The organism is Paenibacillus sp. LRG-1 (genome assembly GCF_057220305.1).
In genome coordinates this window covers 1,950,692-1,974,169 of sequence record NZ_CM170126.1, presented here as the reverse complement: position 1 = coordinate 1,974,169, position 23,478 = coordinate 1,950,692, and the positions used below count along the sequence as shown (strand labels likewise).

At 43.9% G+C, this 23,478-nt stretch carries 18 protein-coding genes, 1 tRNA gene and 1 pseudogene; 7 read left to right on the top strand and 13 right to left on the bottom strand.

Translation table 11 applies throughout. The features are described from left to right. Window positions 1–8 precede the first annotated feature (8 nt). Both ACUUJN_RS08815 and ACUUJN_RS08810 read right to left on the bottom strand, forming a co-directional pair. On the bottom strand, window positions 9–5,024 hold the full coding sequence (locus tag ACUUJN_RS08815) for an RHS repeat-associated core domain-containing protein (protein WP_484669513.1): 5,016 nt from the start codon (window positions 5,022–5,024) through the stop codon (window positions 9–11). A 72-nt stretch (window positions 5,025–5,096) separates the two neighbouring features. Next, complete coding sequence (locus ACUUJN_RS08810; protein ID WP_341062875.1) at window positions 5,097–8,339, bottom strand: hypothetical protein; 3,243 nt, start codon at window positions 8,337–8,339, stop codon at window positions 5,097–5,099. A gap of 297 nt (window positions 8,340–8,636) precedes the next feature. Between ACUUJN_RS08810 and ACUUJN_RS08805 the strand changes: the two genes are divergently transcribed. Further along, on the top strand, window positions 8,637–9,221 hold the full coding sequence (locus ACUUJN_RS08805) for a helix-turn-helix domain-containing protein (RefSeq protein WP_007429779.1): 585 nt from the start codon (window positions 8,637–8,639) through the stop codon (window positions 9,219–9,221). A 206-nt stretch (window positions 9,222–9,427) separates the two neighbouring features. Here the strand turns inward: ACUUJN_RS08805 and ACUUJN_RS08800 are convergent, their stop codons facing one another. From ACUUJN_RS08800 to ACUUJN_RS08785, 4 genes and pseudogenes are all read right to left on the bottom strand, one after another. Beyond that, on the bottom strand, window positions 9,428–11,125 hold the full coding sequence (locus ACUUJN_RS08800; protein WP_053325142.1) for a ribulokinase: 1,698 nt from the start codon (window positions 11,123–11,125) through the stop codon (window positions 9,428–9,430). A gap of 112 nt (window positions 11,126–11,237) precedes the next feature. Further along, window positions 11,238–11,418 (bottom strand): annotated as a pseudogene (locus ACUUJN_RS08795) (class II aldolase/adducin family protein); the annotation flags it as partial. A 338-nt stretch (window positions 11,419–11,756) separates the two neighbouring features. Continuing rightward, entirely contained in the window at window positions 11,757–12,863 is a 1,107-nt protein-coding gene (locus ACUUJN_RS08790) for a GntR family transcriptional regulator (RefSeq protein WP_053325140.1), read from the bottom strand. A 197-nt stretch (window positions 12,864–13,060) separates the two neighbouring features. Next, a complete protein-coding gene (locus ACUUJN_RS08785) occupies window positions 13,061–14,212 on the bottom strand; it encodes a sn-glycerol-1-phosphate dehydrogenase (protein WP_341062876.1) in 1,152 nt (383 codons plus the stop codon). Between the two features lie 168 nt (window positions 14,213–14,380). Here ACUUJN_RS08785 and ACUUJN_RS08780 point away from each other — a divergent pair, with 168 nt between their 5' ends. Continuing rightward, complete coding sequence (locus tag ACUUJN_RS08780; RefSeq protein WP_023987976.1) at window positions 14,381–14,584, top strand: hypothetical protein; 204 nt, start codon at window positions 14,381–14,383, stop codon at window positions 14,582–14,584. Window positions 14,585–14,697: 113 nt separating this feature from the next. Here the strand turns inward: ACUUJN_RS08780 and fabV are convergent, their stop codons facing one another. Then, the gene (gene fabV / locus ACUUJN_RS08775; RefSeq protein WP_279831264.1) at window positions 14,698–15,879 is read right to left on the bottom strand and encodes an enoyl-ACP reductase FabV; all 1,182 of its coding nucleotides are present in this window, start codon (window positions 15,877–15,879) and stop codon (window positions 14,698–14,700) included. A gap of 163 nt (window positions 15,880–16,042) precedes the next feature. Then, the gene (locus ACUUJN_RS08770) at window positions 16,043–16,399 is read right to left on the bottom strand and encodes a winged helix-turn-helix transcriptional regulator (protein WP_069079881.1); all 357 of its coding nucleotides are present in this window, start codon (window positions 16,397–16,399) and stop codon (window positions 16,043–16,045) included. A gap of 197 nt (window positions 16,400–16,596) precedes the next feature. Here ACUUJN_RS08770 and ACUUJN_RS08765 point away from each other — a divergent pair, with 197 nt between their 5' ends. After that, window positions 16,597–17,127, top strand: coding sequence for an NAD(P)H-dependent oxidoreductase (locus ACUUJN_RS08765; RefSeq protein WP_279832189.1), 531 nt, complete (start codon window positions 16,597–16,599; stop codon window positions 17,125–17,127). Window positions 17,128–17,220: 93 nt separating this feature from the next. Here ACUUJN_RS08765 and ACUUJN_RS08760 read toward each other — a convergent pair. Then, window positions 17,221–17,305, bottom strand: a tRNA-Leu gene (locus ACUUJN_RS08760). Between the two features lie 376 nt (window positions 17,306–17,681). On the opposite strand from ACUUJN_RS08760, the gene ACUUJN_RS08755 reads away from it, so the two are divergent. Further along, complete coding sequence (locus ACUUJN_RS08755; RefSeq protein WP_279831269.1) at window positions 17,682–18,119, top strand: N-acetyltransferase; 438 nt, start codon at window positions 17,682–17,684, stop codon at window positions 18,117–18,119. Window positions 18,120–18,215: 96 nt separating this feature from the next. Here the strand turns inward: ACUUJN_RS08755 and ACUUJN_RS08750 are convergent, their stop codons facing one another. Together ACUUJN_RS08750 and ACUUJN_RS08745 are read right to left on the bottom strand one after the other, a co-directional pair. Continuing rightward, window positions 18,216–18,737, bottom strand: a complete 522-nt coding sequence (locus ACUUJN_RS08750; protein WP_342419889.1) for a GNAT family N-acetyltransferase — start codon at window positions 18,735–18,737, stop codon at window positions 18,216–18,218. 70 nt (window positions 18,738–18,807) lie between these two features. Next, window positions 18,808–19,323 (bottom strand): hypothetical protein, encoded by a 516-nt coding sequence (locus ACUUJN_RS08745; RefSeq protein WP_279832190.1) that lies wholly within the window; start codon window positions 19,321–19,323, stop codon window positions 18,808–18,810. A 300-nt stretch (window positions 19,324–19,623) separates the two neighbouring features. Here ACUUJN_RS08745 and ACUUJN_RS08740 point away from each other — a divergent pair, with 300 nt between their 5' ends. From ACUUJN_RS08740 to ACUUJN_RS08730, 3 genes are all read left to right on the top strand, one after another. After that, window positions 19,624–19,800, top strand: coding sequence for a hypothetical protein (locus tag ACUUJN_RS08740; RefSeq protein WP_279831273.1), 177 nt, complete (start codon window positions 19,624–19,626; stop codon window positions 19,798–19,800). 143 nt (window positions 19,801–19,943) lie between these two features. Beyond that, window positions 19,944–20,114 carry a hypothetical protein gene (locus ACUUJN_RS08735; RefSeq protein WP_279831274.1) on the top strand — a complete coding sequence of 57 codons (171 nt, stop codon included), beginning with the start codon at window positions 19,944–19,946 and terminating at the stop codon, window positions 20,112–20,114. A gap of 323 nt (window positions 20,115–20,437) precedes the next feature. Continuing rightward, complete coding sequence (locus ACUUJN_RS08730; RefSeq protein ID WP_279831275.1) at window positions 20,438–20,935, top strand: hypothetical protein; 498 nt, start codon at window positions 20,438–20,440, stop codon at window positions 20,933–20,935. 113 nt (window positions 20,936–21,048) lie between these two features. On the opposite strand, the gene nspC is transcribed toward ACUUJN_RS08730, so the two are convergent. Together nspC and ACUUJN_RS08720 are read right to left on the bottom strand one after the other, a co-directional pair. Beyond that, window positions 21,049–22,188, bottom strand: coding sequence for a carboxynorspermidine decarboxylase (gene nspC / locus ACUUJN_RS08725; protein ID WP_484669512.1), 1,140 nt, complete (start codon window positions 22,186–22,188; stop codon window positions 21,049–21,051). Between the two features lie 8 nt (window positions 22,189–22,196). Further along, complete coding sequence (locus ACUUJN_RS08720; protein WP_013309649.1) at window positions 22,197–23,396, bottom strand: saccharopine dehydrogenase family protein; 1,200 nt, start codon at window positions 23,394–23,396, stop codon at window positions 22,197–22,199. Window positions 23,397–23,478 lie beyond the last annotated feature (82 nt).

Below are 23,478 nucleotides of genomic sequence, written 5' to 3'. Positions count from 1 at the left end.
CTTATTTTTTAGGGCATAGGATACCCATGCCAAGTTCCCGTGCCATTATTTCGAACCCACATTTTTGTAGCTGGAACTGTTGTTCCATCGGGCAAGTGTATAATGGATTTTGAACCTGATGGCAAATCAAAATATCCATTTTCACCAGGTTTTAATGTGTTCGCCTTCTCTGTAGCATAATCTAAATCAGCCTTATTCCACTGACCTTGAGGTTTCCCTTCGTTTTTGGCTCGGGCCGGACCTTCTTTCCAATTCACACCGTGTTTTTTACTCCCATTTACGGCTGCTTCCGGTTTGACAAGACCTCCTTTAGCACCTTTAGCAGCCCCAATAGTTTTGCTAAGTTTCCCTGCCACGCCTTTAGATCCCGGACTCAGAGCGGCTAGTCCATTGGATATTCCTACGTCCCTTCGCCATTTGGTATAATCTGCAAGAAGCTGGCTTTGAGCCCAACTTGCATTACCTGATGTATTCCCATATGACCCAGTCCGGGTCATCATCCCAAATAGATACTTATAGCGATTGTTATTAGCTTCTCCATATATTGGTCCAAAGATTGTTCCCAATTTTTCACGCGCTAACCAATAGGCCGCATCATTTGGAGTAAACTGCTTAGAATATCCCAACAAATTTTCTATGTCCGGTACTGAATACAGATGCCCACTCGGATCCACATAGAATAGTGGATTATTGGCTGCATACGCATACCCGTTCAAGCTTTGCGGATCGCTCATCTCTCCCTGATACGTATCCTCGCCCATAAAACGGGCTGTGCCTGGATCATACCAGCGAGCCCGCAGGTACTGGAGTCCGGTCGTATCGTCCCAATACTCGCCAGCATAGCGCAGCACATTCGGAACGGTCTCTTTGACCTTCTCCGGGCCGCCCCAGATATCGTAGCTGTAGCTATTCAATTCCTTGCCCGAACTATCACTTAGGCCTACTACATCACCGTGACCGTTGAGCTGATAATATTGCAACTGCCCGCTTACCTTGTCTTGTCTGGCCCACAGTTGACCGGACAAGTCATACACGTAAGCGTAAGTGATCTTGGCTGTTCCACCTTGGACCTCGGCTTCCGCAATCAGCTTCGCTTCTTCGTCATAGTAATACCGAGTCGTTTTGCCGCCCTCTGTACGCTCGTACAGTAGACCGTCTCCGTTATAGCTGTACCCGACCTCTTTGCCTTCACCGGTCACCTTTGTCAGACGGCTGACAGAATCATACGTATATTCAGCATTTTTCATGCCGAACACTTTGCCACTGCTTTCAGCGCTTCGGTTTCCATTCGGATCGTAGCCATAGGTCTTATTTTTTTCACCAGCGGCTTCGCTGGCAATCCGATTTGACGGGTCATATCCAAACTGGTCTGTTGTTCCGTTTTGTGTACGTCCGATGATGTTTTTATTCCCATCCCGTTCATAACCAAATTGGTGTAGCGCCGTACCGCCTTGCTCCACCGTAACCCCGGATAAATCCAGTCCGTTATAGCTGAATCGTGTACTCAGTCCTCTGCTCGAAGACTGACCTTTTAGCAAACCATTAGGAGCATAATCAAACGTCATGCTATCTAGTGATCCACCCGCAGCAGCACTCGCTTCTCCCAAACTCTGTACATTTGCCACACCGGTCCCAGCGCTAATGTCCATTTGGGTAACTCGGCCCACACTGTCCAGCTTGGATTGAACATGCATAGACGTGCCAGCAGCATCTGTTAGCACATAGCCTGTACGAGACTGCTTGTTGTATTCATAGCTGATGTGCGTACCATCAGGGTACTTCAGCCCAGTCAACGACCCATCTGATGGATCATAGGCATAGGTGGTCGTTCCCTGACCATCTGTCATGCTTTTTCTTCGTCCTGCGCTGTCATAGGTATAATTGGTTTTAAAATCGGGACCTGCCGCTTCGGTAACTAATCCGTCAGTGTTATATTGAAAGGTAATGGCATCCGATTTTCCTGTCAACATACGGGAGATAGTTCCATCCGTATCGTAAATATTTAACGTAGTTCCTCCGCTTGATTTCTCAAGTAACGTACGTCTGCCCAACTCATCATATGAATACACATTTTTTTGCCCATCTGGAAACTGAACGGTCTTCAAATTTCCGGCTAGATCATACACATAGCTGACCTGCTGTCCGGATGGATCAGTGACCGAGGTCATTTGTCCCAAAGCATCGTAATCATAGAGCGTGCGTTGACCATTACCGTCTGTACGGCTAGTGACCATACCCGCATAATTATAAGCTAACGATTCCAGCGGCTGAAATGATCCATTTTTAGCTTCTTGTGTGGAAGTCACACGACCTAAAGCATCTGATACTTCACGCACACGATAACCGGACACATCCGTCTGAGTGACAGTACGATCCACCGCGTTATACGTCACGGTATCTGTTGTGCCATCCGCATAGGTCGTCTTCACAGGTCGTCCAAAGGCATCATAGGCATAGCGAGTGGTTGCTTGTTCGGCATCCGTGCTTTCTACCAAATCCCCATTCTCATCATAACTATAACCATAGATTGCATCACCCACTTGCTGCTGGAGCATTTGCCCGAACGGATTATACAATCTTTCGGCGCTGATACCATCGGGTCCGGTGACAGTGACATCATTCGTATCATCCTTGTACACCACGACGGTTTGAGTTCCATCTGGATAAGTAACCTTTGTTACACGTCCCAAAGAATCATATACATAGGACTCTGTTTTGCGCTTGGCATCTGTTTGGGACTTGATTTCTCCAGTCGGATAGTAGTCATACGTGTACTCAACACCTTTAGGCAAAAGCTGCCTTGTTGGGAGCTGAGAACCATAGGGAGACTTATAATCAATAGAAACATCCGTATAGTTTCTGTCATCAATAAGAACTTTCTGACCACTTACATTCCCTTTTGCATTGTAAAAAGTATAGGTATGTGATAAAAGCTTCCCTTGCTCTGTACCTTCATAGTTTTTCAGTTCATACAATGCGCCCTCTGCTTTATAAGTTCGAACTGTCGTTCCAGTTTTTCCTTCACTTATTTTAGTAACCGTCTGGGTAGGTTGAACCCAGAAAAAAGGCTCACTAGAGGTTTTATACGTATGAACAGTCTCCGATCCCGTACTTTGGGATATTTTCAAAGGAAGGCCATATTCATTGTAGTCATAGGAGGTCGTTACAGGTTCTGATGAAGAACCTCCCTCCGTATAGGACTCTCGCATTTGCACAGGCAAATTCCAGTCCATGGCATCATTATACGTGTAATCTATATGATAGCCGGTAGAATCTCCCTCTTGATCATAGCTGTTTAGAACAAGCTTGTCCGGTACGTTATCTCCTCTAAAGACTTTACCGAAATGGAAGGTTTCCGCTGTACGTGTCCCTTTGGCAACTACCGTCCATTCAGCGTTTTTCCCATAGTTGGCTAGATCTTCCCCGGAATAGGTGAAATCAATTTTATTTAAATAACGATTGCCTGCGGTTGTACTGTACATATCAGCGCGTGAAACCACCTTGAACACGCCTTGTGTACCGTATACACCTATCTGCTTGTTAAATGCTTCATAACGAATGTCTGTGATCGATGAAGTAGGTCGTACAATTCGTGTAAGCAACGCCGATGCATTTTGCTGTAGGGCTCCAGTCTTTCCTTCACCATCTACGACCACATTAAAAGGAGCGTCCATGAATGTATACGCATAGCTTGTGCTTCTGGAAAGAGAATCCAACACTTCTGACAGCACCTTGCTGCTTCCCTCGCCACTTTGACGATAAGTGTACTGATGGTCTGTACCCTGCTCTTTAACAACAAGCTGTCCAGCATTGTAAGTGAAGTCAAGCTCTCTGCCATCATTATTTCGAATCGAACGAATGAGCTTTGCTCCACCAGAACTTGTATAGTCAAATTCCACCCGATTCTTATACGCATCCTGGATTAAAATCAAATAACCGTCCTGATCCAGAAAATAGTCGTTTCCATTCAGCACTGCTATTTTGTATGCACTGCTTACTCCCTGCACGCTTGCGCTTTGATCTGTACTGATCTTCAGATCTTTGTATGCATATCCTTCAAGCTGCAAATCATTTTTCATTTCATAGGAGCCTGTTCCCGGCATATACAAATACCGCTTACCATCCTGTTTCTGTATATGAGGAAGATCCCACTTCCAGCCTCTTCCCAGACCAGAAGCTGCTTCCTCCTCGCGGATGGCACTGGTGTTTGTATACAACCCTTCATTTTGCTGCACACCAATCTGGTTATTTGCCAATGAACTGTTATACACACGAGTCAGTGCGAAGGGTAATGAACCCGGCAGCACCAAGTCCGTATTTTGCACGACAAGCTGTCCATAAGCGGTGGATACACCGTTGTCACCGTAATTCAGCCCATAACGTGAAGCATCATCACTCAACCTGCTTTGTGCAAGCGCCGCCTGATCAAAAGGAGCATACACATCTGTTGTAGCAGATACCTGCAACAAACTTTGTTTAAGTAAATCCTTCCCGATCAGTCCGTTTTCTCCTGGAGTCGGAGCATATACGGAATCATTTACTCGGGGGATGGATGGTATATCCATCTCAGTCGTGTCTGGAGCCGGCGCTTTATCCTCTTCCTTATCTAGCGGTTGTTGAGTTGCCCTTTCATCCTGGGCGGCCTGAGTGGGCTTTTCACCTTCCTTCAGCTCAGCCGACTCATCAGACGGTTCCGCCTTTGCATTTGTGCTCAATGTCAGCCCATTCTGCTGTACCCACAAGCTTGGACTTTGCTCCGGTAATGAATTTTCTCCACCATCTTTTTGCCAAGCTTTATAAATATCATATAAAGTATAGCCTTTGGATAACTGTGCATTGACCCAAGCCTGATCTTTACCAGTTTGCTGCGCAAGCCATGCTCTGGTAATAATCTGTGGAGTGGAAGACGAAGAAGACTGAGAAGCTGCCGCCTCTCCGTGCCCTTCTTCTCCATATGCCCATGTGCTCCATGGACCCAGCAACATTGCCATACATAGTAGACTACAAATATAACGTTTAAACACTCGCTCACCCCTATTTAATAATGCCTGTACATCTAACTATCTGTTATGTTTTTTCGAAGCAAAGACATCCTTTTAATCTGTAAAAGGAAATACCTTCTTCGTCCGTCTAATGACGTTTCCGTTTAAGTCATAATCCAGTTGAATTTGATCACCGGTGAACAAAATAACTTTATTCAGTCGGTTCCCTTTTCCATATTCATATGAAGTATCCTTACCAAGCGCCATATGTGCTGCCTTAATTACGGTTTGTAATGCGCCGCTATTGGTTTCTGTCAACTTCACATAAATCGTTTGGCCTGCCTTCATCTCATACTCTAAGACCGTGTAATCCCAACCATATATTTGTGCTTGCTCTGTTGAAGAGACAAGCTGGTTACTAAAATCAGGGTCCGTAAACAAGCTTACAATGGGTTGCTGCGCAGCAAAGTTGGATTTCTCCTTCACCGCAAAACGGTAAATCCCGTCTTCTTTGGGTGTAAAACGATATTTTCCTTGCTGACCTGCCGTAAAGTCAGCTTCTTTATCTATGAGCTCAATTAGCTCGTCCAGCTTGCTGTCATCGTTATTTTTTACAGCAAACACACGATAAGGCGCTCCAAAGTTAACAGCAGGAGCAGCTGCAGCTACGGCAAGATGAATATTTGCATTAGCTGGCACTTCCTGTTGATTATCTATCGCCTCTTTATGTTCACGAATCACTTTTCCAGCCTGATCCGTAACGGTATATTGATACGTTCCACCAGCCGCCTTCGCATTCGTCACGATAGGGGCCTCCTGACTTCCGCGATTGATCCATATCTCCTGCTTGCCGCCAGACAAAGACGTTTTTAACAACGCCGGTTCTGTGCTTGGCTCCGCTTTAATTTCATTCTTGAAATGAAAGGTCACGGCTTGCGGCGAAGTGACAGTCACAACGAGCGTACCTCCGGCTCCAAGTGAGATTTCAGGTAGAGAAGCATCCATACCTGCTCTATCCACCTTGGAATTTACACCGCTACCTTCTTCATATATGGCATAGTCGTAGAGGCGGCTTTCGTTTGAAGCATCTGTCGTTAATGAGGAAGCCTGTGAACCAGTATTATGGAATACATAGCTTTCTCCCTGCTTGACAGTGACTTGATTGCCTGTCGGCACCTGAGCATCCTCAACGTCGAATATTCCTAACACAGCTCCATAAGTCACTGGCACATCCGAAACCGTCGTTACAATGGCATATCCACCAGCCTGTACCAACGGCAATTGAGTCGTATCACTGGCCTGACTGTACACCGTACCGTCTGCCTTGTAATTCATGTAATTCCACTTCATACCGCTGACTGAAATGACATCCAGAGCCTTGTCCAAAGTGCTTACATTGATAAATTTCCGGCTTTCACCGCGTTTCAATGTAATTCGATGGAAGGCTGCCTGTGCGTTAAGCATAGCCTCTACCTTACTGCTGTAACTAAAGGTGATTGGCCGATCGGATACATTGGTGACAATGGCTTCACCGCCTGCAACAATCTCTGGGTCCACTGTATTGTTGAAATGATCTGATGTCAGTAAACGAAGCCCTCGATAGCTTGCCGAATCAAAGCGTGCACTTCCACTACTTTTGTCATGCCGCAATGAATTCGATTTGCTATCATGATTGCGGAAAATATACGAATCCCCTGGCTCCAGCGTCGTTTGCCCGATACCATTATCATCTTCGCTGGCCTTAAAGCTCCGATAGATACCACCAAACGTGATTGGCGTGTCACTGGTTACCGTCACACTGGCCTTTTTACCTGCACCAACCAAAAAGGTTGAGTTCCCGGTATTGCGCCTGGATTGCTCTGTACCATCTGCTTTGTACAGAACCACATCATATTTTCCTTTAACGGTACTGGCAGTGCTGTGCAGATTCCTCAAATGATCACTAATATTGGTAAAAGCATAACTTTCACCTTTCGAAAGTGTTACCCGCAAGAAAGCAGGATAGCTACTCGTTTCCCAGGAAAAATCATCTGTATAGTCAAAGATAATAGGACTCGGACCGATCACAGTCACAATGGCATATCCCGAAGGCGGGATCATGGGACCAGACTGGCTGTTAAAACCAGAGGAATTTACCGTTCCATCCGGCTTGTAAATAGCATAGTCGAACAAGCTTCCTACCTTTTTGGAGTTATTGTAGATCGGATTCATTAGCGTACCATTATTGTGGAAAATGTAGCTCTTGCCCACCTCAAGCTCCACACGGCTGATTGCATCACCACCCACAGGACGAGCAATAAAATTGCGATATGGAGCCCCGTATGTAACCGGATTGGCAGTGACCTGGGTAATTACCGCGTATCTGTCCACAGCAATCTGCGGCTTCGCCGTAGTGCCACTGCCGCGTGAAGCCTCTGTTCCGTTTGCCAGATAAACAACATAGTCAAGTTTATCTTTAGATGTACCGTCACTTTCCACCGTATCCAATCGGGTTCCCACATTGATAAATTGGTAGCTTTCCCCCTGATTTAGGGTAACCCGCGCATAAGCCGGCTCGCCGGTGCTTTCTATACTGTATTTGCCGTATGGAAATCCGAAGGTCACCGCATTGGCAGTGGAACCTGTAATAATCAGTTCCTCGCCATCACCCAAAGAGGGATGAGCAATGCTATTGAGATCAGATGCGGATAAAGTTCCGTCTGCCTTGTATTTTGCGTAATCAAAACGGCGATTGTCCGCATTTGACCCATCATGCTGAATCGAACGGGCAGTCCATCCTTCATTCACAATCCGATAGCTTTCATTTTTAGAGACCGTAACTCGCTCTAGTGCCGGGTCCTCCGATGTACTGTAGGTGAAGACGTCCGTTACTTTTACGGTTAATGCTGCTGTTCCTGTATTCGTAATAAACGCTGTGCCTCCCCCAGGAACACCAATGGGGCTAATGCCATAGTCCATATGGACAGTGCTGATGTCTCCGTCCTCTTTGTAACTTACACTATCGTACAAAATGCCTTTTGATTGAGAAGCGTTGCTATATATGGACTTACTGATCGTATCTGTATTCTCGAATTCATAGGTTTCCCCAGGTTCGATAACGATTGACGTATACTCCACCGTTGCCGCCAAGCTCATCATGAGTGCATTATAAACGCTGTTTGTTACAGAAGTTGGCGGATCAAAAGAAACTGTTTCATTAGTGATCTCCTGTTCCTTCTGTACCAAATCTGCTTGGTCCAGTTGCATTCCGTCCTTTAAATCTTGTTTTTCCGCTCCTGCCACACTAGGCAAGCACAGCAAAGTGTTCGTTGCCAAAAGTGCCGTCAGAAACCATACCATTACCTTTTTACAAATCATCTAACTGTATAACCTCCCTTTCTCTCGTCAAAAAAATTGCATGTTGGGCTGCAAAAACCCACTTTTCTCTCTGTACATCCTTACAATCGTAAGAGAAGAACATATTACCTCCATTTCCATTAATAATGTCACATTTTAATATATCGACACCTTAAACTTCCATTTTTATAGGCCAAATGGACCTTATTTTCCATAAACCGGTTAAGCCCATGGGATTAAAAGAAAATCAGGAGAGGAGTCACTTGCAAACCCCCCTTCGGGTATAGTAGTATGTGGTTAAAAAAAATCGGAGGGTATATGCCTAAACAACAAGATAAACATTCCATTCAGGCGTGGTCTCTGATCAATCGCAAATATTTGGGAAAAGGTGTGCGTGTCAAACGTTTTCGTAAACCAACACGCTGTCAAGTGCGCAATCGCGTTTTGCTTGCCGTTTTGATGGCTAATGACATTAAACTGTCCCAACTTGCCGAGGAGCTTTCCATTTCCTCCCGTAGTGTCAGTGCGTGGGTATATGAAGGTCGCATTCCCGGCAACACTAATCTGGAAAAGACGTGTAATACACTTGGTTATCCGCACCATATTCTATTTAATGAAGAGGTTGTCCGGCGTTCACCACTCATCTGTCAACCAGCGCCGTCCCGTTTTATGAAACGGACTGTGACTCGTTCTCCGGTTAAAAATCGGATCTTGGCGGGTCTATGCATGGTACATGATATTTCGGTGACCGATGTGAGTCATTGGATTGGTGTTCACCCCGGTACATTTCGGAAATGGTTGCATCAGGGTACCGTTCCTTCGCAAACCTTCCAGGATCAGGCGGAACAGTTTTTCCGTATTCCAAAATCCATTTTGTTTGCTGATGCCATGCTGAAAAAGTAAAAATGTCCGTAAAAGAGAAATAGTTGTAATTTTCATGAAAGTCTTTGAAAGGAACGCATTACCATCTTTCATCCGCTGAGACTTTCACATCATGTAATTCACAGAATATAAAAATGCAAAAAAGCACAGTCTGCCGATTCCTCGGCGCACTGTGCTTTTTAGATAACAGACCTTTAAATACTTCTTGCTTATATTTTGTCAGCTTTTTAAGAATGAATGCTTGCCGTTTCAGTTGAACGTTTGGCTTCTTCCTTGATGGACTTTAGCTTTTTCATCATCGGATTGCCTCCACGTCCAAAGTAGTCGTGAAGACGGCTGTATTCCTCGTACAGCTTATCATACACGGCCGCGTTCTCAGGGATCGGCTTGAAGCTCTCGTCCCGTACACGCGCCATATGACGCGCTGCTACGACGATATCGTCGTACCCTCCAGCTTCAGCTCCCGCAGCCACTGCTGCGAACATGGCTGCACCCAACGCAGGAGTTTGGGTAGAAGCAGCGACCTTAATTTCCCGTCCGGTTACGTCAGCATAAATTTGCATCAAAAGACGATTTTTCTGCGGCAATCCACCGCACGTATACAATACGTCTACTGGCACGCCGTTATGATGGAATGCATCGATAATTTTACGTGTTCCGAACGCAGTTGCTTCCAGCAATGTACGATACACTTCCTCTGGCTTCGTCAGCAACGTATATCCGACAATCAGCCCCGTCAGGTTGGTGTCAACCAACAAAGAACGGTTACCGTTCCACCAGTCGAGTGCCAGCAATCCGGTTTCGCCCGGTTTATATTCAGCCGCTTTACGCTCCAGCCATACATGGACGTTCACACCTTCCGCAGCTGCCTGCTCCTTCACTTCGCCCGGAACAGCATGTTCCACAAACCATGCGAAAATGTCTCCTACCGCCGATTGTCCAGCCTCATACCCGTAATAGCCCGGAATAATTCCGTTCTCTACAACGCCACACATACCTTCTACTTCTTTTTCTTCCTCACCGAGGAGCATATGGCAAATGGAAGTTCCCATCGCCATCACCAGCTTGCCTGGTGTGACGACGCCTACTGCCGGAACAGCCGCATGAGCATCCACATTGCCTACCGCTACTGCCGTTCCCGGGTTCAGTCCGAGTTTTGCAGCCATCTCCTCTGTTAATCCACCCGCACGGGCACCCAATTCATAAATCTCACCGCGCAGCTTCGTATCCGTCAAATTATCTAGACGCGGATCGAGCGCTCTGAAAAATTCACGATCCGGATAACCATCGCGATGATGGTAAATAGACTTGTAGCCAGCTGTACACTGATTACGTTTCAGTTCCCCGCTGAGCTGGGAAATTACCCAGTCGGTCGCTTCTACAAAGCGGTCTGTTTGATTATAAATGTCCGGTGCCTCGTTCAGAATTTGCCAAATTTTTGCGATCATCCATTCGGAAGAAATTTTCCCTCCATAGCGGGGCAGAAAGGCCTCTCCTCGCTGCGAGGCAATGGCATTTAAACGGTCCGCTTCATCCTGTGCTGCATGATGCTTCCACAGTTTCACCCAACTATGCGGGTTATCTTTTAGGTTCTCGTCAAAGCACAACGGTTGTCCTTGCGCGTCGATCGGCAGCATCGTGCATGCTGTAAAATCAATTCCGATCCCGATGATATCGTCTGGAGAAATGCCAGTCTCCTTCATAACGGCAGGTATAGAAATAGTCAGCACTTCAATATAATCAGCCGGATGTTCCAGCGCCCAATCCATATCCAACTTGCGTCTGCTACCAGGCAATACTTCATCAATAACTCCATGACGGTAAAGTGTTACATGTGTAGCAATTTCAGCTCCGTCAGACAGGTCAACAATGACCGCACGGCCAGACTCCGTTCCATAATCGACACCAATTGTATACTTGCTCATTTGTGTGCCTCCTCCTTTATCGTTGACCATCATAAGCGTTCGCCCCATGCTTGCGCAGAAAATGCTTACCCAGCAGCGCCAGATCCACTAAGGTGAATTCTGGATTCCGAACGAAAGAACGGTATAGTGCCAGATGATGTGTAGGCGTATCTGACGAAGGCCGAAGGTCAACCTCGACAATATCGCCTTGTAGAATCAGTACAACCAGTTGCTCCGCTTTCAGTTCTTCATAGGCCACTCCTTGGAAGAGCCAAATTGGCCTCCCATACTTCCTTTTTCAATTGTTCTAATATGTATAAAACACACCTTTTACTATCATTTCTGAAATCTGCAATGGAGGAGGTGACTGAAACTAACTTCAAATGGAAAATTACAGGAAGGTCTTAACGACCCTTTATCCTTGGTTCCGCTTTCATTATATGCTTGTACGTACAACTTAGCTAGTCTTTTTTATGTATTTTCTCGATAGATTTATGTACTCATTTTCAGAAAAAACATAGCAAAAACAGTCTATTTCTGCAATCCAGAAAACAGACTGTTCGGTATGGCGAAAAACATGCCCATCAAATATTAAGCGTTGAAGCTGTACACTTACTAACTTGTCCTTACATGTTAAGACTGATCTCCCTGCCTAGTTTTCTCCAGGCATTACCTGAACAGGCCCCGTAGATTCACGAACGATGAGCTCAGGCGGTAGAATTAACTGACGATCTTCTTCATGGTACCCCTTCTCTTCAATCATCGACAGCATGGTATCGGCAGCACGTAACCCCAATTCTTCCTTTGGATGTCGAATTGTCGTTAGCTTGATTTCCGTTGCTGTCGCCAAAAATGAATCATCAAACCCAACCAGCGATAGATCATTGGGAATGTTCAGGCCCGCCGAACGTACAATATCCAGGAGTCGAACAGCCAACTCATCATTATAGGTCACCCATCCAGTAGGACGCTCTCCCGCCTCCATCGCCAGCAGCCTCGACGCACGTTGTAGCGGAATCTCATTTTTTTCTTCTGTCCGGTAAGTCGTTACTGCGTTCGGGTGTAATGTCACTCCATATTTGCGGTGAGCAGCCACAAATCCTTTCATACGAAGAATTCCTTGCATATCATCGGTTTTGAAAAATCCGGCCAAGCGTCGGTGTCCCAGCTTAATCAGATGCTCGGCCGCCAAAAAACCACCCTTTTCATCATCTACTCGCAGACATGGCGCATCCATTTCCTCATAACGCGCATTGATCATCAAATAAGGGATTTGGCGATTTTCCACGGTTAAATAATAGTTCAGATTGGGGTTACGCTCTCCACTTTTGGTCGGTTCAATAATAATTCCGCTCAGCGGTTGACTTAACAGCATTTCTAGGCACTGACTTTCTTGCTCAGGGTCATTACCTGTGCTTGACAGCAGCATCTTGTATCCCTGGCGACTCAATTTGGATTCAATTCCCTGTACAATGGATGGGAAAATATAATCCGATATATAGGTTGTAACGACTCCAATCGTCTTTGGATCTTCGGGCTGCTTGCTGTCCCGTGTCGCGACAAAGGTTCCCTTGCCCTGCATCCGAAACAGCCAGCCTTCCTGCACCAGCTCACCCAGCGCCTGACGCACCGTTTGCCGACTAACGGCAAATTGTTCAGACATTTCATGCTCAGATGGAAGCTGGCTTTGTGGTTCCAGTTTAGATGAATGAATCCAGGACAAAATTTCTTGTTTAACTTGTATATATTTGGGCGCCATAATTTCCTCCGTACTTGCAATATCGTGTACCTGTTCATATTCCACGATTATAGCATACCGTTCATTTGTACATACAAATGTTACAGGAACAGGATATCGTCGTATTGCTGCCGGAGGTGTAAACCCATTCGCTTATCCCTTCCTTGCCACACATAACTGGCCGAATATCTAAGGACAATTTGTGTAGATGTTACACATTACGAACGAAGCAATTGATGTTCATTCATATACTTGAGTCCAGTATAGCGATCACGCAAGGTATGGGCCGTGCGCAATGCACGCGCAAGCTGTTCCTCCGTAACCCCCAGCTCGGCAATGGTAGATGGGCCTCCGACCTGAGCCAGCCATGCACGCATCTGCTCCGACGTAGGCAAAGCCCGATACACCTTAAAAGCCTCTACATCCTGACTGGCTGCTAAATCCCTGTACAGGTCAGACAGCAATGCGGATGCTACGCCTACTTTGGCACCATGCAAAACTTGCTTGCGTCCCTCTGCAATAAAATCCATTTCAATTCGGTGGGAAATATGGTGCTCTCCCCCTGACGCTGGACGGGAATGATCTATCATCAGCATCGAAATACCAGATGCAATCAGCGCATTCATCAATACCTCGACACCAGCCTTGCTGCCTGCCGCAATCTCGTCGACATGCTCTACACAGTCACGCAGAGCCTCCTCAGTAATGCGATTAGCCACAGGTGAATATGGCTCGTTTCCCAAATCTCTGGAAACATGCCAGTCCGCTAGTGAGGTGAACTTACCGAGCATATCGCCAAAACCGGCCGCAGTCATCGTCTGTGGCGCATTTGCCAGCACGGACAAATCAGCAAAGATCGCCTCTGGCGGAACTGCTTGGAATGTCTGCTTGCTGCCGTCCACAATTAGTGGTGCGCCTGCGGAGGTAAAACCATCCACCGAAGCAGCCGTCGGAACTGACAAGAACGGACGATTCATTTTATAACATACGAAGCGAACCAGATCATGAATCGTGCCGGAGCCTACAGCAAGTACAGCCTGACTATTATCCGCCACACCCAGCAGCACTTTCATAATGTAGGTTTCATCAGCAATCACATCCCCTACAGCATTCGGAGGTAAGCGGACTACATCAACTGTCAAACCTGCCTCACGAATCAGCTCAGCTACTTTTTTTCCAGCCGCCGCCGAAGTATGCTCATCTTCTACCAGAGTTACATGACGATAATCCTGTTGGTTCAGATAAGGAACAACAGACTCCAGTGCTCCATCCCGTACCTCAATAAACAATTCAACCTTTCGGTGAGGATGATCAGCGTTACTAGCCTGCGCCTCTTCGTTCCACAGCTTGATCTGCTCATTCATATTCATTTCATCAGCCTCCTGAAAAAGGAATAATTTGCACAAGAATGATCCATAATGATTAATAGATTCCGTTTGAAAACGATTACTATTTAATTGTACGCACAAGTGTGTGTCCAAGTCCAGCGAAAAAGTACAAGTTACTTTTTAATTTATATATTCGAAAGGAACATGTTTATGAAATTTGGAACGGATATTGCCTGTGCACTTGGGTTACTGGCAGGTACAACGTTTGGCAGTGGTATTGCTTTTTTGTTCGGCTGGCAAGCTTATCGGGCACTGACTTCTGTTGCAGTCTTTGGCGTTGCGGGGATTGTCATTACCATTGCCGTTTTTCGCTTGCTGCACCGTAAGTCACTTTCCACGTCTAATTCTCGATAAATGCTGTTAGTGAAACGAGTGCAACTTGTTTTTTTGCCAATATACATAAAAAACGGGTCTCTTAAGCAATTGCATCGCTTGAGAGTACCCGTTTTTGTTTTACAAATATTCACTTATAAAGTTGTATCAACCTCTGGATTAACATCTAATTCATAATCAATTTCATCAAACCCGAATCCAAATAATTGAAGGAAATCCAGACGGTATTGTTCGAGATCGCCTAATTCAGATACATTTTCTGTAGTGATTTCGGACCAAGCTGCTTTGACAGCCTGCTGCACATCGTCTCTCATTTCCCAGTTATCCAGACGGATGCGTCCTTCTTCATCCGTTTCCACAGTGGACCCACTGTATAGCGTCTCGAACAGACGTTGTGCCTGCTCAATACATCCCTCGTGCAGTCCCTTTTCCTTCATGACCTTAAACAGCAAAGAAATATACAAAGGTACGACTGGAATAGCCGAACTGGATTGTGTAACCAAAGCTTTATTCACAGAAACGTAAGCTTTTCCATGATAACGCTCCAATTGCCTTGTTAAAGTATGTGCTGTAGCTTCCAAATCATTTTTAGCTTGGCCAATGGTTCCTTTACGATAGATAGCCTCCGTAATTTCGGGACCAATATACGAGTAAGCCAGTGTGGTTACCCCTTCAGCCAGCAGATCAGCTTCTTCCAACGCTTTCAGCCACAAGGACCAATCTTCGCCACCCATTACCGTAATGGTGTTCTCAATTTCCTCCTGCGTAGCCGGTTCTAGCGTAATTTCTGATACGACACCTGTATTCGTATTCACTGTTTTATTAGAAAAAGACTGTCCGATAGGCTTGAGAACGGAATTAAAGGTCTCACCCGTTTCGGGATGTGTCCGTCGCGGTGAAGCGACACTATATACAATCAGGTCTACCTTGCCCAGCTTTTCCTTTACCAGCTTCAACGTCGCCTGCTTAATTTCATGAGAAAAAGCATCTCCATTAATGCTTTCTGCTATGTAGCCAGCTGCTCTGGCCGCTCTTTCAAAGGCTACCGTATTATACCAGCCTGCTGAAGCCGTGCGCCCCTCTGATGCAGGACGTTCATAGGATACCCCTATGGTGTCCGCTCCCAGACCGAAGCTCGCAGCAATACGAGAAGCCAGCCCGTATCCAGTAGATGCTCCGATCACAAGCACCTTTTTAGCTCCTTGTATTGATGTGCTTTCTTTGATGTAGTTGATCTGACGGTTAACATGAGCCGCGCATCCTGCAGGATGTGCAGTCGTACATATAAAACCACGGATTTTCGGTTTAATAATCATTGCAAGGGTCCCCCTACTTTAGCATTCATTTAATATGGATGTAATGGTTGTCCAGTCATAACTATATAGCAAATCAGCTTGCGGCTCAACACATAACACTTGAAGACAGCCGAAGAAAACTACCGTAAACATCATAGTCTGCAACGCTTTTTTACTCCACTATTCATTTTGAATCATTTTCTAACAACATCACATCTTCTCCTTGCTGTTGTCTTATTTGGATATTAGCCCTTCCCCAAGAACACATTAAGTCAATAATTTCATTTGCTGTAATTCCATATTCCGTTATATAATACTCCACTTTTGGAGGCATTTGATTATACACATGTCTACCTATGATACCATCCTTTTCAAGTTCGCGAAGTTGCTGTATAAGAACCTTTTGAGAAATGCCTGAAATACTACGCTGTAATTCACTTGTCCTTTTTCTACCAGACATTAATAAACATATGATTAATGATTTCCATTTACCTCCGATGATCTCAAGTGTTGCTTCTATGCCTAAATTATATTGTTTCATAGTACCACCTCTTCAACGCTAAAAATAACAAAGTTTATCTAATTAATTCTATAATCGCATATCTTCACTTTAAGTCCAATGCATACTTTCAAGTAACTATCTTACTTTATTGTGTGTATTTACTTTTTTTGAAGCATACAGAATAATAATAGAGCATCTACAAAGGCAAATATGTTACGTAAGAAAGGTGATTTATGATGAAAACTCTTGTGATTTTAGCTCATCCCAATATCGAAGATTCTAGAGTAAATAACAGATGGAAACGAGAATTACTTCAATATACCAATGAAATTACAATTCATGAGATTTATAAAGAGTATCCAAACTGGAGCATTGATGTTTTGAAAGAACAACAGCTACTTGAAGCATACGATAATGTCATATTTCAATTCCCTTTGTATTGGTATAGTTACCCTCCTTTATTAAAAAAGTGGTTCGATGATGTTTTTACCCATGGATGGGCTTATGGTTCAAAGGGTGATAAGTTAAAAGGAAAGAAGCTAGGGATAGCCATGTCCATTGGCGATAAAAAAGAAAATTACTTACCTACTGGTTCCGTTTCTTTTACTGTAGATGAAGTTATAGCACCTTTTAAGGCAAGCGCAGTGCATGTTGGCGCCATAACATTACCCTATTTCGCTGTCTTCGGAGCCTCGTTTCAAGCAAGCGACGAAGACATTAATCAGAGTGCAAAGGACTATATTAAATATATATTTCAGTATAAATAAAATAGTTATAATGGTACACGCATCTTAACCATATAAAAACAGGCTCTTGGTGGCATCCAGCCAATCCAAGAACCTGTAAATGTTAGGCTATGATGCGGTCGAGAGGACTCGAACCTCCACGGGGGGTTAGCCCACACGGACCTGAACCGTGCGCGTCTGCCAATTCCGCCACGACCGCATATTATGTATTCACACCGATGTTTTCAATCACGGTAATTTAGATTATATCTTCCATAGAACATAAAATCAAGCTATTTTTATATTATATTTTCTATGAATCATTTCCGTAAATATAAGAAAATCACTGGATATCACAAACCAGATATGGTAAAATGGGTCCATCAGGAAAGGAGGTGCGTCAACATCAATAATCACATGTTGAGCGTATCCCTTACCCGGTCCGTTATTCTCTAATTTACAGAGTTGACGGAGGCGCGGGATACGGATCAAAGCTTTAAATAAGCGCCACGGGTAGAAAGACCGTCCTCGGACGGTCTTTTTTATTTCAGCATCATCTATAAGATTACATACTGCACTGTGAAAGAGGAGATACGATGTCGATTAGACCCGCAAATGTGGAAGAGTTCAACGAGTTGGCAGCCATCTGGCTAGATGCTTCCATAGAAGCCCATCATTTTATTGCTCCGCAGTATTGGGCATCACAAGTTACCGAGATGGAAAACAGGTACCTTCCTCTCGCTCAAAACTACGTTATCATACAAGATGATCATAGCATTGGCGGCTTCGTCTCCATGTTGGATGGATACTTGGCGGCTCTGTTTATACGTGTTGGTTCTCAAAGAAAAGGCTATGGCAAGTTACTACTAGATTGGGTGAAGAAGCAACATAATGAGATTCAATTAAAGGTATACCAGTCGAACACGAAAGCATTTAGCTTCTATACTAAAAATGGATTTACCATTCAAGCGGAATCTGTTGATGCCGAAACTGACGAGAAAGAATTTGTAATGGTATGGACAAAACATGAATGATAATGAAGCACCTAGCACCTTTAGCCTAGTAGTACAAAGGCTCTGCTCCCGTAGAAATACGGCGTAAGCAGAGCCTTTTACTTTTATCTATTACAACTAAGTGTCTAGTCTCCTATTTAAGCCATAAACCTCGGCATATAGAATCTCTTTAAACGGAGCAAAATCCTGTTCAGCCAGCGCACCTGGATAGCTCATTATTTGAAGCCGCAGATCAGCCTGTCCTTCTCTTAAAGGAGGCTGTACATAGTCAAAATGGTTCAGATGAAATCCCAAACGTTCATAAAAACCAATTCTTCTCCGGGTCCATTCATCCACTGGTGGCTCAACCTCCAGTACTACCGGTTTACCGGACTGTGAAATAAACTTGCTCATAAGCTCTTTACCTAACCCGCCACCTCGTATAGCCGAATCTACGGCAATATGCTCTACAAACCGAAAATCTGTAAACTCCCATCCCGCCAAAAAAGCAATTGTTTGCCCTTGTTCGTCCTTTTGGGTAAGTAAACGATAACATGGATGATGAAGCAGAGCCCTCTGTGACTCGAATGTCCTGCATTCCGTTTCAGGAAAAGAAGCCTCCATAATCGCATATACTTGAGAGAATTCAAGTTCATTCATTTATACTTTCAACTCCTCTAACGTTAACTTGTTGGTCTACTAATGTCATTTGCATTAGGGCTCTAACCCTTTAGACCTTGTTTAATTCCATAAGCGTCAGCAATATGTGTTCCAACAGCTCTGGAATGTCTTCCATCTGATCTTCGTTAATTTGTCTGGAAAATCGGAGTTCAATCCTATTTTGGTATGTAGATGTCTTCTCTCCGTAAATCTGACTAAGCGTTTGTACCGGTCGAAGATCGGGCTTCCAAATTTCGGTCAGTATATTTTCAATCTGGCTGCATTGTGACTCAATTTCACGAATTTCCATGTAAAAACTCAGCAACAAGACACATCCCGGAATTTGATCTTTGATTTCCAAAATTTCCGCAGCCAAGTTGTTTAAATCCGCCTTTAGTTGAATCTCTGCTGTCACACTCGGGTGTTCTCTCAGTCTGAATTGGACAGCAAATTCACGTGACATCACAGACATTTCCAATCTGTCGATTCGCTGTGTAATGTCAATACGTGAATCCAAATTATCCAGATCGTATACTGTATTTTCCATGGCCACTTTTAAATTATCAAAAACCGTCGGATCGAACATATATTTTTCACCTCCAATTATGGAGTATAACATAGCTTGTGTTACTCCTAAAATAGGATGCCCCTTTTCACGACAGCATATTAAGACGGGATTTTATAGTATACAGTAAGTTGGCTAACTCTTAATTGAAGTTTAGTGAATAAATTTGTAAAAACGCATAATTGTGACAAAAAAATATATATTTTTGTTTATAGTTCCATTTTTATTCCATTTTATTGGGATTCAATATATAATAATGGATGTAATTGGTTATATATATTCGTTTAAATCCCAAAATATAAGAAGGGAAGAGATTATTAAATGAAAAAGGCAGTTTTTTCTACACTAGGTCTTGCACTTCTATTAAGCACATCCACCGCCGTTGCATCTGCTCAAGAAGCAGCACCCGCATTGCAAAAGGAATCTATCCAGCTATCTGGAATGGGACTGACAGAGAGCCTAATAATAGCTTTGAAGAAGCAAGCGAAATTTTTTTAGGTGATAATATATATGGAAGCATTGGAGAACTTATTGATGGAAGATACTATGACACCTACGACGTTTACAAATTCAAGGTTTTTGAAACCAAGTGGGTTGATTTTAAACTTGAAGGAGATAAGTATCCGAGTGCGTGGTTAAAAATGGTTTTACGTGACAGCAATGGTCATAAGATAAAGTCGGCAAATGATGGTCAGTACACTTTAGGTAAAGAACTTGAAGCAGGCAAATGGTACTACTTAGAAGTAGAAACGCCAGGCTACGAAATCGGTCAATTGTTCTGGTATAAAATTCCGGCTACAATTGGACAATAAAATACGTTGCCTTCGTAGATTCAAATAAAGAGTCTAGCCTCTATTTTAAGGTATAAGGCTCTTTTAGTTCAGATTACATTATCCATTCGTGCCACTCCAGTCCATTAATTCTGTCTATTTTACACTAAACACGAGCTAAAGCCCGAGTAGGAAAACTTGTCGAATCCTTAAATGCCTCACAGATATATTCACCTCTACCTATTATTTCATCTCACACATCAAGTCCATTTTTAAATAATTCCCAATTTAGTATTTATATTTTACTCATTTATCTCCATGATTTTAACCCCCTTAAAAACCCTAAAAAAGAAAGGAACTTTACTATGAAAAAGACATTGTTAGCTTCATTAGGCCTGACACTTATGCTGAGTACTACTGCTGGTATCGCTGCAGCCGAAGAAACAAACCCTACAGCAAACAAGCAACTAATTGCTGTTCCAACCCTTACTGGAAATGAACAGGAACCAAATGGCACCTTCGAACAAGCGAACCCTTTTTTTGTAGGTGATTCTATCATTGGGACCCTTGGTAAAGAAGGGGTTCCTGGAGTCTGGGAAGCCTATGATGTATATAAATTTAAGGCTTATGAATCGCAAAAAGTTCATTTTGCAATTCAGGGAGACAGATACTCTGATTCCTGGTTGCAAATGACTGTTTATAATAGTAATCATCATAAATTGAGTCGTTCAAGAGACGATCAATATTTTTTAGATGTAGAATTTGAAAAAGGTAAGGAATACTACCTAGTCGTCGAAGCACCAGGACTTGAACCTTATACAGGTAGGACGTTCTTTTATAAAGTCTCTACTGAACCTAACTAAAATTATGTATTTACTTAGTAGTTTAGAAAATCAATAAATACTAACTACAAAAGCCGTGCCCCTATTTCAGGGACGCGGCTTCTTGTGTTAAGTCACTTCACATTATTTATTCCTTACGACAAACGCGAGCTAAAGTCCTCGTAGGAGAACTGACGGATTACCTTAATGCCTTCTTCGTCGTTGTAGCTGGCGATGGCTGGCAGGTTGACTCCGTTGAACATGTGGTTTTTGACCATCGTGTAATGGGCCATGTCGCAGAATACAAGCTTGTCTCCCGGCTTCAATGGCTCTTTAAAGGAATAGTCTCCAATCACATCTCCAGCCAAGCACGTAAGTCCACCAAGTCTGTAGGTGTAAGCATACTCACCAGGCTTGCCTGCATCAATGATATTCGGACGATATGGCATAGCCAGCACATCAGGCATATGACATTCAGCCGAAGTATCCAGAATGGCAATATCCATTCCGTTTTTCATCGTATCCAATACGGTAGCCACCAGATATCCAGTATTCAAAGCAATAGCTTCGCCTGGCTCCAGATAAACCTGCACACCATATTTATCCTGAAAATATTGAATACAGCGTACCAGCGTGTCCAGATCATAGTCTTCTCTGGTAATATGGTGACCGCCGCCGAAATTGAGCCATTTCATATTCTTAATGTATGGCCCGAATTTCTCATCCACGACTTTAATGGTGCGCTCCAGCGTATCTGAATTCTGTTCACACATCGTATGAAAATGAATACCATCCACGCCATCCAGATCCTCAGGTCTAAAGTTAGCCAGGGTCACACCCATTCTGGAGTTGTTGTAGCAAGGATCATACAGCGGCGTTTCGATTTCCGAATATTCCGGATTAACCCGAATGCCGATGTCGATTTTTTTGGAAGTTATGCCTTGCACTCTGCTTTTGTAGCGTTTCAGTTGATCAAAGGAGTTGAAAACAATATGGTCAACATACTTCAATAGCTCATCAAATTCACTGTCAACATAAGCAGGTGCGTATACGTGAACCTCCTTGTCCATTTTTTCGCGACCAAGTCGTGCCTCGAACAACGAACTGGAGGTTACGCCTTTTAAGTATTTGCCAACCAGAGGAAAGGTCGAAAACATCGAAAATCCCTTAAGAGCGAGCAAAATGCTGCAGCCTGTCCGCTCTTGGACGGAATTTAAAACCTCAAGGTTTTTGACAAGAAGTCTTTCGTCAACAAGATAACAAGGTGATGGAAGTCCTGTAATATCAATATTCATCGCAGACCTCAATCAAGCAACGTTGGCGTAAAGTTCTCTTGCCATGGCAATCCGTGTTTATTTAGTGCTTCCATAAATGGATCTGGATCAAATTCCTCAACGTTGTAAACGCCTGGTTTTTTCCAGATACCTTTGATGATAAGCATTGCGCCGATCATGGCAGGAACACCAGTTGTGTAAGAAATGGCTTGGGAGCCAACCTCTGCATAACATTCCTCATGATCACAAACATTGTAAACATAATACGTTTTTGGTTTTCCATCTTTCACGCCTTGGATGATGCAACCAATGTTCGTTTTGCCTTTTGTTCTTGGTCCCAGAGAAGCTGGGTCTGGCAAAATAGCTTTTAGGAATTGCAGTGGAATGATTTGTTGTCCTTCGTAATCAATAGGCTCGATAGAAGTCATGCCTACGTTTTGAAGTACATTCAGATGATTCAGATAATTGTCCGAGAACGTCATCCAGAAGCGGATTTTTTTCACGCCTTTAATATTCACTGCAAGAGATTCCAGTTCTTCATGGTACAAAAGATATATATTTTTCGGTCCAATTTCAGGAAGGTCGTACACCTTTTTCTCAGAAAGTGGCTCAGTTTCAATCCATTCTCCGTTTTCAAAGTAACGGCCCTTCGCCGTAATTTCACGAATATTGATTTCCGGATTAAAATTAGTTGCGAAAGGATATCCGTGGTCCCCTGCATTCGCATCCACAATATCAATCGTATGAATTTCATCAAAGTAGTGCTTTTGAGCATAAGCCGTAAATACTCCAGTCACGCCTGGATCAAAACCGCTGCCCAGCAGAGCTGTAATTCCTGCTTTTTCGAATCTTTCTTTGTAGGCCCATTGCCAGCTGTATTCAAACTTCGGCGTATCCGGCGGTTCATAGTTCGCCGTATCAACGTAATGAACACCTGTCTCAAGGCAAGCATCCATTATCGTCAAATCCTGATAAGGGAGAGCCACATTGATAACTACATCCGGTTGAAAGCTTCGAATCAAGTCAATGACCATGTCGGTGTTGTCAGCATCAAGCTGAGCCGTTTGTATCTTCGTACGACCTCCACCCAGCTTCTCTTTAAGCGCATCGCATTTCTCAACAGTTCTGCTTGCGATACAAATTTCTTCAAATACATCTGGGTTTTGGCAACATTTATGCACCACAACGCTGGCCACGCCACCGGCGCCAATAATCAATGCTTTTCCCAAAATAAATAACCTCCTTATTCCATACGCTAATCGCTAATCATTCTTGCAAACAAAATGATTATAAAGACATCCCACCAAATAA